The sequence below is a fragment of the Flagellimonas oceanensis genome (assembly GCF_003992595.1).
Lineage (GTDB): Bacteria > Bacteroidota > Bacteroidia > Flavobacteriales > Flavobacteriaceae > Flagellimonas > Flagellimonas oceanensis.
On the sequence record NZ_RZNA01000040.1, the window covers coordinates 168,634 to 180,377 of the forward strand.

Consider the following 11,744-nt stretch of genomic DNA (forward strand, 5'->3'; position numbering starts at 1 on the left):
AGAGCCAACATTGGTTTAGATGGTAGCTTCGGATTGCAATTGTTGGTAGTGTAAGTTAATGCAAAAAAGCCCATGAATAAAGGAAATGCAACAAATTACATGGGTTTTATCAACTGATTCCACGATATGGTGGTAGTTCTAGATCAATAGCTGATAGTGGTCAGGTTTGGATACAAAAAACCCCCAGCACCACTGGTACGTTGGTAACTGGGGGCCCCATCATCAATCAAAGTAAAGGCAATTAGCTTTTAGGAGTTTCCGTACATATTGGATTCTCCTCCGTCTATGGCGATGGTTTGGCCACTTACATAGCCATTTTCTTCACTCAACAGGAATGAAACAACTGTGGCTACCTCTTTGGGCAAACCAAGTCTTTTGGTGGGGTTACGCTGTGCGTATTCCGTTTCTGCCGCTTTTGGGTCATCCGGGTTGACTTGTTTGAAGGCTTCCGCTACCATGTGGGTCAAAATAGCGCCAGGAGCTATGGCGTTGGTCAAGATACCATCACGACCATATTCCAAGGCAGCATTTTTGGTCATGCCCGATACGGCGTGTTTGGAAGCCACATAAGCTGTTTGGTTGGCAACACCCCTGATTCCACCTACAGATGCTACGTTTACGATTTTACCGTAGTTCTGTTTCTGCATTACGGGAATCACGTAGCGCATTCCGTAGTAAACACCCATCAGGTTGATGTCGATGACCTTTTTGAATACCTCTTGATCATATTCGGTCAGAGGAGCCTGTCTTCCTTCAATACCTGCGTTGTTGTAGAATCCGTCGATGCGACCAAAGGTCTCCACGGTTTTTTCAACGTAGTTTTTCACGGCTTCTTCGTTGGAGACATCGGCCTCAACGGTCAATAATTCCACATCGGAATTGATACCCTTCAGTTTTTTGACGGCATCTTCCAAAGCTTCTCCATTATAGTCGACAAGGACCAATTTGGCTCCTTTTTCAGCTAAGTATTCTGCTGTGGCAAGCCCCAATCCCATGGCGGCTCCCGTTATAATGATTACGTTATCTTTCATGTTGATATTTTTATGTGTTTGCTATATTGTTTCGGCCATTTTCACGTGGCTCTTGAATTTTTTCATGAACGTTCCGAACTCTGCTCCGAATTCTTCGAACAATTCATGCTTGCGGTTTCTCAGCATGACCTCGGAAAATAATTTGAGACCTACGAGAAACTCGATGTTATCACTCTGTTCTTTGAACAGGTTTTTGTTCTTGATGAGTTCCACCAACTGCATGATATCGTCGTGGTTCTCAAATTGGAAATCCAGCGCTTTACCACTAGAGGTCCCGTTTTTGAGTGCTTTTTCCTTCAGATGGATTTGATATGTATTAAACTTCTTGTCCATTTTTAATTAGTCGATTCTAAGGGAAAGCATCCCAATGGAACCCCCAACGGTTTTATCGTTGAACAGGTCTATCGATTCTTTTTTATCCTTTAGCCCCAAAACATAGATCAAGGGTAAATAATGCTCTGGCGTAGGTATGGACAGGGCAAAACTGCTGCCTTGCTTTCCATAATCAATCAAAGCCTGATGGTTCCCGTCCATGATGTAGGACTTCATTTTTTCGTTGGCTTCTTCGGCCCATTCCCAAGCATAGGTGTCATTCAGTTTGTCCCATTTTACCTTGCGAAGGTTGTGCACCACGTTTCCACTGCCTACAATCAACACGCCCTTGTGTCGCAATGCCTCCAGTTGTTGTGCCAGTTCATAATGGTATTTTGGAGGTTTTGTGTAATCCAAGCTCAATTGGATCACGGGTACATCAGCGTCAGGGTACATGTGCCTGATCACGCTCCAAGCCCCATGGTCCAATCCCCAATGGGTATCGAGTTCCACATCGGTCTTGGTAATGACCTCTTTGGTAATCTGTGCCAGTTCGGGACTGCCGGGTGCGGGATATTGCACATCGAACAATGCTTGCGGAAACCCGCCAAAATCGTGAATGGTGGGCGGGTGCTGCATAGCGGTTACCTTGGTGCCCTTGGTCTCCCAGTGTGCGGATATGCAAAGGATGACCTTGGGACGGGTCAATTCCTTGCCCATGCGCCTAAAATTGGCAACAAATTCATTTTCCTCAATGGCGTTCATAGGACTACCATGCCCCAAGAACAACACAGGCATTTTCTGCGTAAAAGGCAGACTCTCATTGAGCGAACGTAAGGTTTGTAAATCTGTCATAACACTGGTTATTGGAAGTATCCCTAGAGATTTTAAAAAATCCTTTCTTTTCATGGTCTTCTGGGATGACCTGGACATGTTACGGCCCAGGTCATTACTATGAGACGGGGAACTATCTTATGCGCTTTCCTTCACAAACTGAAGTTCGGCCGCAAGTTTTACTTCGTCGCTTACCAAAACGCCACCTGTTTCCAAGGCTGCATTCCAGTTAAGTCCAAAATCTTTTCTATTTAATTTCCCTTCAATGGAAAAACCAGCTTTTTGGTTGCCATAAGGGTCGGTCATGTATCCACCAAAATCAACATCCAAGGTAATGGACTTCGTGGTTCCTTTTATGGTAAGGTCTCCGGTCAGTTTAAATTCGTCATCACTTTCCTTGGTAATGGAAGTGCTAGTGAACTTCATTTCCGGGTAGTTCTCCACTTCAAAAAAGTCAGCGCTTTGCAAGTGGCCATCCCTTTCGTCATTATTGGTGAAAACGGATGCGGTCTGCACGGTAGCGGAAATGGTGGATTCTTCAAATTTTTCACCTTCGATGGTAGCATCGAACTTGGTAAACTCTCCTTTTACGTTGGAGATCATCAGGTGCTTTACCTTAAAGGTAAGCTCGCTATGTGTTGGGTCTAATTTCCAAATTGTAGCCATATATATTTTTTTATTAATGAAACTGTTCAGTGCCAATCGTAACCAATATGTTCAATGGTTTGATTGTGATAACAAAGTTCTGAACTATAGTACTGTAGGAGGTAATACCTTTGGGAAGAAGTGTTGTACTTTTAGGAAATGAGCTGCTTCATTTCTTTGCGGAAGGCTGTTGGGGTATAGCCGGTTTTACGCTTGAAGACCTTGGAAAAGTAGGCTTTTTCGTTGTAACCGATTTCAAAACCGATTTCTGCGATGGTTTTGTTACTGTTCATCAATAGGTTTTTGGCCTCGTTGAGTTTGCGGGTCTCGATGATTTCGCCTGCGCTTTGCTGCATCACTTCTTGGCAAACTATGTTGAGGTTTCGTTCACTCATAAAGAGCTTTTCGGCGTAGAAGGATATTTTTACGTTCCGCCTAAAGTTCTCTTCCAAAATATGCAGAAAATGGGTGTAGGTCTCGGAAGCGGAATTAGCCGAGTCAGATTGAATATTCGTGGGCCTTTCGTGGTTGATGATAGTGAGCAGCGTCATGAATAATTGTTTGATCACAATCAATCCTGGGGCTGGACGCTGGGTTTCGTCGTACATCATTTGGCACAGGGCCATGAGCCTATCAAAACATTGGTCGCCGGGTAGGGTAACATTGGCCCGGTTGTGAAAGTAGCCGTACATCTTAAAAATGACCTCGGACATAAACTCGCTCCGAAAACGGATGACCCAAAGGTCACACTCCCCTTCGTGCACTTGTGGACGGAGGAGATGGGGCTTTCCCATGGTCACGAAACTCACAAATGGAGCATAGACGGTTTCGTCCTCAAAATCGATAAAGTGGGAAATTTTACCCTTGGCACCGATGATCAGTTCTTCAAAATCATGCACATGGGCTTCAATTTTTTGGCCTTCCAAGGCTTTTGCCTCTTCTGTAGTGTACCTGAATATTTTGAAGAGTTGCTCCACAAGAGTTAGAATTCAATATTTTGACTAAGGTAGTGGAAACCCTGTTTACATTGCAACTTGCACCCTCATTTTAAGGCGTTGTCCAGCTGGATTACTTGCTCCAGCCAATCACTTTCATTGTTCAGCCCATAATCGGGGGATATGCCTTTGGATTCGTATTTGCTCAAATCGCTATTGATATGTTTCGTGGAAAGCACTGTTTTTATCCCAGCACAATCGGTTGTGGAAGAAAAGGCCTTGTTTCCATATCCGTATTCCAGCATTCCACGGGAATTTTCCCCTACGATAATGGTTCTGGGGTCTTTTTTCAAGGCCAAAGTGGTCAATTCGGCTGAGCTACCGGTTTTAAAATTGATAAGCACATAGACTTTTTGAATGGTATTGTTCCTTTTTAGGTGTTTCAGGAGTTCATCTGCTTGTTTGGTGGCGCCTCCGCCATTGTTGCGTAAGTCTACAATTAAGTTCTGACGGGTAAGTTTGGGAAGGGTTTCTTCATAGAACCGTTCAGCTTCTTTCATCAAACTGCGTGTTCTTTTCAATGTTTTGATACCGATATAGTCAAACGAAGTGTTTATGGCTTCGTAATTGAAGTTCTCTTTGTGGTTTTTATTGAAAAAATATTGATTGGATGTATTCCAGAAGGTGCCATGAATTCGACCATCTGCAATTTTGATGTCTTTTTGATAAAACAAGATGCCATTTTGATAGAATTCAAACAGTTCATAGCTCCCATCAGGTTTTTGTTGGATTTTCAGCCTGATGGCTCCTGGCTTCCAAGCTTCCTTACTGGAGTCCAAAGTGATGCCATACCAAAGAAGGTCACTTTCTTTTTTCAAAAAGATTTTATCACTGCCCATATGGTAAATGCCTGAAACACCATCGTTACTGATTTTTAAAGTGTCTATCGGTTTGGTGTATATGGGAACACTGGAAGAAATATCTTCAGGAACCTTATAAATTTCGTTGTGCCTGTCATTGATGTACGAAGCATATTTTTGGAGGTATCCCATACAAAAGAAATCTTTAAGGGAGTCATTCTTGATTTCTTCTGCCACTTTGGCTTTCCAAACATTTAGCTCATCTTCCTTATTATTTTTTTTGATTTGAACGGTATAGCTCTTTGCATTTTGAATCAGTTTGGTAATGTTTTCCAGTTCATCTAAACAATTGCAGTTTGTGTTTTGTGCAAAGAGGCTGGATGTTCCCAAGATGTAGAGGAACGTAATGAAGTATTTAAGCATAAATATTTTTGAAATGGTACAGGTTTCGTTTTCTATTACATTAGACGCGATTTCAACGTCGGAGGTTGCCTTACTCTACTGAATCAGGATTTAATTTTTCAAAAATCAATGGCATAGTCTCTGGGTCAACGGCATTCATGTCTATCAGTTTCAATGATTTGACCATTTCCATTGTAGTGGTTTTATATGTTTTGAAATGAGGTGTTTTTAGGTGGGCTTCGTAAGCCTTTTTATCGGCATATATTTCTACAATGGTAATTTGCGTAGGATGTTCTTCTTCATACATCGGAAAAATGGAAATAACGCCGTTTTCGATGTCCATGGATGCTTTGGCCTCTTTTTTTAGCTCGAACAGATAAGAATCGAGATGTTCTTCCGCTATTTCAAGTTCAGCTATCCGAATCATCATTTTTTCAAAATCCACCTCTGGATTTATCTTTTCTTCGGGGACACAGGAAAATGAAAGTAGGAGGGCAGCTATGATTAGCTGTAATTTTTTCATGGTTTCCAAGCTATTTTAAATTCACTTCCAGAACAAAGTCTGCTTCGTCATAATCCCTGTTTTCTGGTAGTTCTACCAATGTGCCGTAGGAATTGGTACTGTGCTTCAGTTTTTTCTTGGATTGAAAATCAATTACGCTCTTGATGTTTCCATCAACGGAAGGGAAAAAGAAGTTGTCGGTTTTCCAATCCATAATATGAATGTAGATTTTGTTGTCTTTATGGGTCGATACACCCCAACTCTGCGGAGGAATGGGGCCGCCTCTGGTTCCATAAATGGTTTCTCCGTATTTATCGGTCCAGTCCCCGATAACCTTAAGGGTTTTGACAAACTCAGGTTGAATCTTACCATTGGGCATAGGGCCGACGTTCAATAGAAAGTTGGAGTTGTATCCAGCTGCTTTTACCAAATATTGAATCAGTTCTTTGGAAGATTTATAGGCTTTGTCCTGCAACGAAAAGCCCCATCGGTGCGCCATGGTTTCGGCAGTTTCGAGTGGGAGGTTGCCCACTTCGGAGTCTCCACTGTAACCACCTTTGTTTTCTCCTGGAAGGTCTTTTTCAAACATTTGAAAGTCTTCGCCAGGGTTGGGGGCTTGGTGGTGGTTACTGCCTATCATGGCTTGGGGTTGCAACTCATGGATGAGATCGTAGGTTTTTCTGAGCTGCCAATCGGCTTCTTTTTTGTCCCACCAGCCATCAAACCAAATACCGCCTATTTCGCCATAATTGGTCAAGAGTTCCGTAAGCTGTCCGTTCATGTAATCCAGATAGTTTTCCCAATTACCATGGTCGGGTCTGCCTACCTTTTTACCGGTATCGCCTCTTGGGTAATAATCGTTATGGTGCCAATCCAATTGGGAGTAGTACAGATACAGTTTTATTCCATGCTTTTTGCAGGCTTCTGCTATTTGTTTGATGATGTCTTTTTTATACACCGTCCTATCCATAATGTCCCAATCCGTCAATTCACTATCGAACATGGCAAAGCCATCATGGTGTTTAGTGGTAATGGTAATGTACTTCATGCCGGCCGATTTGGCCAATAGCACCCATTCCTCGGCATCGAATTCGGTTGGATTAAAGAAAGCTGGGATTTTTTCATACGTGTCTTTGTCGATGGATTGGGTTTCCATGACCCACTCGTGCACACCCAAAACAGAATATACCCCCCAGTGGATAAACATCCCGAATTTGGCATCCTGGTACCATTCCCGGTTCTCCAGGTTTTCTTTGGTGGGCTGGTATTCTTGCGCAACGGATAGATTTGTAAAGAACAAGGCAATGAAACTCAGTAAAACGAGTTTTTTTCTTTTTTTAAGATGCTTTATGAGCCTATTCATGGTGTTGTATGTTAGATAGTGTACAATTTGCACTAATCTAACAATTCTACTGGTTTTTGCCCAATGCTTACCTTTAATGTTTTGTGTTGTATAGATTCATCTGAGCTGGTCAAGAAATTATCTGGAACCTCCAAAAATCTTATTGGGTTAGATAATCGATGGCATCCACTACTTCGTAATCGATGTCGCTTTTAAAAATTGACTTTAAAGACTCTACATGACCCACTCCTATGACAATCAAAATACGTTTTGTACCTTTTTGCATTTGGTTGGTCACAATATTCGAGTATATTTTGTAATCCCTGTTCTTGAAAACTGATATGAGCTCTGCACCTATATATTCGCGATCTATAAAGGCGGTGTCAATCATTTTATCCGGGTTTTTAAACCTTCCATTCCTTACCTTGGCAGGTGTTATATATCTCAATCGATAGATTTTACCATAGTTTTCGGGTTGGTTCAAAAAGGTCAGATATTGCTTGAAGGATAGTGTACCTTGCCTTAATTGACCATATTTTTCCATAACAATCTTGCCCAGTTCCTTGCCTTCATTCTTATAAATTTGAATATTATCCCCATTGTCCAGTACACTTTGTGAAGTGCCGCCTTTGTAATTGATGCAAGCTATTTGGTCGACCCCCGAACTTTTTCCAATGGGAAAGGCAATCTGATATTTTTCACTACGGCCATATTCAACGGTTTTCAGGTTGAGCTTGTCCTCTAGGTATAGTTGGTAGAGGCTATCGATTTCCTGTTGCTGATCAGGTGTGGATTCAATACCGATCATGTCGGGTTGAAATGCTTTGATAGTGTTGTTGAAGCTTTTCAAGGATTTTTGATTTGTATCCGAGAATACATCCGTGCTGGGATAATCATTGTGGTACACTTGAGAAAGGTGGTCAGACCCTAAAATCAGGATTTTTGTTTTTGATTGTTGACCATAAGTGAGTGAGATAATTCCAATAAAAAGCAAAGTTAAAGAGTACTTGATGGTTGTTTTTTGATTGATCATAAATTGATTGATGATTAAAATGTTGGAAATGTTCCTTGAATAAATAGTTGTGATATTCATCTTATTAGTGATGAACCGACAGGGTTTGTTACGATATTTCCACGGTATTTCTGGATAATGGTTGTTGTGGTCTCAATATCAATAACCTATGATCGGTTGACAATCGTACGCTGACCTCGTTCCGTTAACTTTAAGCCATCGCGCCCAATCAACTAGTTCTTTACCATCCAACGTCAATACTTACGATAACTCCCAACAAATCACTATCTTTGCGGCCCTAAAACGCAAGGCAGGTATATGAATAAAAAAGTCGCATTTTACACACTGGGCTGTAAACTCAATTTCTCAGAAACTTCTACGATTGCCAGAGGTTTTGAGAAGGAGGAGTTTGAGCGTGTGGACTTTTCGGAAGAGGCTGATGTGTATGTGATCAATACCTGTTCGGTCACGGAGAACGCTGATAAACGTTTTAAAACCATCGTAAAACAGGCCCAAAAAGCCAATCCAGATGCATTTGTCGCCGCAGTGGGTTGCTACGCACAATTAAAACCTGAAGAATTGGCCGAGGTGGATGGAGTGGATTTGGTGCTTGGTGCAACGGAAAAGTTCAAGATTACTGATTACTTGAACGATTTGACCAAAAATGATAGGGGAGAGGTGCATTCCTGTGAAATTGAGGATGCGGATTTCTATGTGGGCAGTTACGCCATTGGAGACCGTACCCGAGCTTTTTTAAAGGTTCAAGATGGATGTGACTATAAATGCACTTACTGTACCATTCCATTGGCAAGGGGTATTTCACGTAGTGACACCTTGGGCAATGTGCTAAAGAATGCCAAGGAAATTGCTTCTCAAGACATCAAAGAGATTGTACTTACAGGTGTCAATATAGGAGATTATGGCAAAGGCGAGTTTGGCAATAAAAAGCACGAACACACCTTTTTGGATTTGGTAAAGGCTTTGGATACCATTGATGGTATCCACCGACTTCGTATCTCTTCCATTGAGCCTAATTTGCTCAAGAATGAGACCATAGATTTTGTGGCCCAGAGCAATTCTTTTGTGCCCCATTTTCACGTGCCTTTGCAAAGCGGTAGTGATGATATCTTAAAGAAGATGCGTCGCCGTTATCTGTCCAATTTGTATGTGGATAGGGTAAAACGTATCAAAGAAACCATGCCCCACGCCTGTATCGGGGTGGATGTAATTGTGGGTTTCCCTGGAGAGACCGATGAACACTTCTTGGAGACCTATCATTTCCTGAACGAATTGGATATTTCCTATCTGCACGTATTCACTTATTCCGAGAGGGATAACACAGTGGCAGCGGAGATGGATGAAGTCGTCCCTAAAAAAGTACGCAGTAAACGAAGCAAAATGCTTCGTGGGCTTTCAGCCAAAAAGCGAAGGGCTTTCTATGAGAGTCAATTGGGCAGCGTGCGCACTGTTTTATTCGAAGGCGAGAATAAAAAAGGCTATATCCACGGATTTACGGAGAACTACGTAAAAGTGAAAGCACCTTGGGACCCATCTTTGGTGAACACTTTGCACCAAGTGGAGCTTGCCGACATTGATGCGGATGGTCTGGTGCGGTTTGAATTTGTTTCCAACGAAATTATGGCATAAAAAAACCTCCCGGTCAAGGAGGCTTGAATGCTTTTCTGATGATTGGTTAGATCAGATACGGATACCAACTGGTAACATTTCCTTGTATTGCCTGTTTTTTCTCAAAAAACCAGCAATTTGTGGGCTTGTAGGAACAACTCTAAGGTTGTTTTCCTGGATTTCATTTAAAACCGCTTTGATAAAATCCTCTTTAAAACCCTCTTTTGTAATTTCTTCTGGAATAACCAGTTTGGTCAAAAATACTTTGCGCTCCTGTGAAGAGTACTCAATTTTGGCTAAATGCCCATTGACTGTAGTTTCAAATTGACGCAAGAAACTATTGTCAGTGATTTCCAATGTTGTCATATAGTACTTGTTTTTTAACGACTCGTAAATACCCTGAATAGGTATTTTATTGTTCCCCTGATTGAAAAATTGTATTCATAAGCGGGGTTAGCTGCAAAAGGGATACAAAATTAGTCAAAATATTGCTAATTTCCTAGTCCTTATCGATATTTGGTGCAATATGTCCGATAATAAAATCCATGTTTACCTTATGCCGGGAATGGCTGCCAACGCTTCAATTTTTGAAGGGATAAAACTTCCTAAAGACCAGTTTATTACCCATACATTGGAGTGGTTTGTGCCAGAAAAGGGGATGAGCCTCATTGCATATGCTCAAAAAATGTGCGAAAAGATTGAACATCCAGACCCTGTATTACTTGGGGTTTCATTTGGTGGGATGTTGGTACAGGAGATGGCTAAAATCATCCCGGTCAAAAAGGTTATTGTGGTATCATCGGTCAAAAGCAAACACGAGCTGCCCAAAAGAATGATTTTTGCCAAGTACACCAAAGTCCACAAACTATTGCCCACAGGTTTGGTAAACAATGTGGAATTACTGGCAAAATATGCCTTTGGCGAGACGGTGACCAAGCGCTTGTATTTATATGAAAAGTATTTGTCCGTCCGCGATAAGTATTATATCGATTGGTCCATAGACCAGATCGTGAATTGGGACCAGGAGGCTCCAGCAGACAATGTGGTGCATATTCAAGGAGAGCGGGATGCTGTTTTCCCAATAGTTAATATTGAGGACTGCATCACGGTAAAAAACGGTACTCATACCATGATCATACATCGGGCCCGATGGTTCAATGAGCATCTGCCCACAATTATTTTGGAATAATTTCGTCTATATAATAGTATCTTTACAATACTCAAATAAAAGAATTGCTATGAAACACATAAAAAACATACTCGCTGTAATAGGATTGATAGCTGTAGTGAGCACGCTGATTTTTGCCGTGCAGTCGAATGAAGTGGAAGAAAAACCTGTGATTAAGGAATCCGATACTGAAACTTCGGACAAGAATGTGGCGGATACCTATCAAATCAGTGCCATAGAAATTCCAGAGGATCTCAATTTTGCAGGTGAGTCCGTTCCGCAAGATGACCCGGAGATCATGGAGCGAGTGGATCGTGAGTTTTTGGTGAACACCTATTGGCAATCCAATGCCCTTTTGTTGATGAAAAGGGCCAACAAATACTTCCCAATCATCGAGCCCATTCTTAAAAAGAATGGTATCCCGGATGATTTTAAATACTTGGCCGTAGCTGAGAGTGGTTTGCAAAATGTGGTTTCCCCGGCTGGAGCGACAGGTTTTTGGCAGATTATGCGAGGAACAGGTAGAGAATACGGTCTTGAGGTAAACGATAATGTGGATGAACGCTACCATGTGGAAAAAGCGACCCAAGTTGCCTGTGATTACCTGAACAAGTGGAAAGACCGCTTTGGAAGCTGGACCTTGACCGCTGCCGCCTATAATGCAGGTCCTGCAGGTGTTCAAAAATACATGGACATTCAGCAAGTGGATGATTACTACGACTTGTTGTTGGGGCAGGAGACAGGTCGCTACGTGTTCCGTATTTTGGCCATCAAGGAAATTCTATCCAATCGTGATAAGTACGGTTTCCAGTTGGAAGAAGAAGATATGTACAAAAAAGTGCCCACCTTTACCGTTGAAGTGGATACGGCTGTGACCAACTGGGCTGATTTTGCAGAACTTTACGAAATCAACTACAAGGTGTTGAAACGACACAACCCTTGGTTGCGCGAACCGCATTTGAACAATGCTTCCCGTAAAAAATACACTATTGAAATCCCGAACAAAGGGTATTACCGAGTGGGAAGTATGGGGAAATAGGTTTTGCCATCAGTTTGATGTACATGGAATTGTTCC

General features: G+C 42.0%; 13 protein-coding genes. 3 read left to right on the plus strand and 10 right to left on the minus strand.

Going from position 1 to position 11,744, the window contains the following annotated elements:
* Positions 1-248 precede the first annotated feature (248 nt).
* From EO132_RS10455 to EO132_RS10495, 9 genes are all read right to left on the minus strand, one after another.
* Complete coding sequence (locus tag EO132_RS10455) at positions 249-1,031, minus strand: glucose 1-dehydrogenase (protein WP_127137793.1); 783 nt, start codon at positions 1,029-1,031, stop codon at positions 249-251.
* Positions 1,032-1,052: 21 nt separating this feature from the next.
* Positions 1,053-1,364, minus strand: coding sequence for a DUF3861 domain-containing protein (locus EO132_RS10460; RefSeq protein WP_127137794.1), 312 nt, complete (start codon positions 1,362-1,364; stop codon positions 1,053-1,055).
* A gap of 6 nt (positions 1,365-1,370) precedes the next feature.
* Positions 1,371-2,198 carry a 4,5-DOPA-extradiol-dioxygenase gene (gene ygiD / locus EO132_RS10465; protein WP_127137795.1) on the minus strand — a complete coding sequence of 276 codons (828 nt, stop codon included), beginning with the start codon at positions 2,196-2,198 and terminating at the stop codon, positions 1,371-1,373.
* 117 nt (positions 2,199-2,315) lie between these two features.
* Entirely contained in the window at positions 2,316-2,843 is a 528-nt protein-coding gene (locus EO132_RS10470) for a YceI family protein (protein ID WP_127137796.1), read from the minus strand.
* Between the two features lie 131 nt (positions 2,844-2,974).
* Positions 2,975-3,799, minus strand: coding sequence for an AraC family transcriptional regulator (locus EO132_RS10475; protein ID WP_127137797.1), 825 nt, complete (start codon positions 3,797-3,799; stop codon positions 2,975-2,977).
* A gap of 65 nt (positions 3,800-3,864) precedes the next feature.
* Positions 3,865-5,040: a S41 family peptidase gene (locus EO132_RS10480; protein WP_127137798.1), complete on the minus strand. Its 1,176-nt coding sequence runs from the start codon at positions 5,038-5,040 to the stop codon at positions 3,865-3,867.
* Positions 5,041-5,110: 70 nt separating this feature from the next.
* Positions 5,111-5,542: a putative quinol monooxygenase gene (locus EO132_RS10485; protein WP_127137799.1), complete on the minus strand. Its 432-nt coding sequence runs from the start codon at positions 5,540-5,542 to the stop codon at positions 5,111-5,113.
* A 10-nt stretch (positions 5,543-5,552) separates the two neighbouring features.
* A complete protein-coding gene (locus EO132_RS10490) occupies positions 5,553-6,884 on the minus strand; it encodes an alpha-L-fucosidase (protein WP_127137800.1) in 1,332 nt (443 codons plus the stop codon).
* A gap of 139 nt (positions 6,885-7,023) precedes the next feature.
* Positions 7,024-7,956: a DUF5694 domain-containing protein gene (locus tag EO132_RS10495; RefSeq protein ID WP_127137801.1), complete on the minus strand. Its 933-nt coding sequence runs from the start codon at positions 7,954-7,956 to the stop codon at positions 7,024-7,026.
* Positions 7,957-8,193: 237 nt separating this feature from the next.
* Between EO132_RS10495 and mtaB the strand changes: the two genes are divergently transcribed.
* Positions 8,194-9,522: a tRNA (N(6)-L-threonylcarbamoyladenosine(37)-C(2))-methylthiotransferase MtaB gene (gene mtaB / locus EO132_RS10500; protein WP_127137802.1), complete on the plus strand. Its 1,329-nt coding sequence runs from the start codon at positions 8,194-8,196 to the stop codon at positions 9,520-9,522.
* A gap of 51 nt (positions 9,523-9,573) precedes the next feature.
* Here the strand turns inward: mtaB and EO132_RS10505 are convergent, their stop codons facing one another.
* Positions 9,574-9,867, minus strand: a complete 294-nt coding sequence (locus EO132_RS10505; protein WP_127137803.1) for a GNAT family N-acetyltransferase — start codon at positions 9,865-9,867, stop codon at positions 9,574-9,576.
* A 160-nt stretch (positions 9,868-10,027) separates the two neighbouring features.
* Here EO132_RS10505 and EO132_RS10510 point away from each other — a divergent pair, with 160 nt between their 5' ends.
* Together EO132_RS10510 and EO132_RS10515 are read left to right on the plus strand one after the other, a co-directional pair.
* A complete protein-coding gene (locus tag EO132_RS10510) occupies positions 10,028-10,690 on the plus strand; it encodes an alpha/beta hydrolase (RefSeq protein WP_127137804.1) in 663 nt (220 codons plus the stop codon).
* A 49-nt stretch (positions 10,691-10,739) separates the two neighbouring features.
* On the plus strand, positions 10,740-11,708 hold the full coding sequence (locus tag EO132_RS10515) for a lytic transglycosylase domain-containing protein (RefSeq protein WP_127137805.1): 969 nt from the start codon (positions 10,740-10,742) through the stop codon (positions 11,706-11,708).
* Positions 11,709-11,744 lie beyond the last annotated feature (36 nt).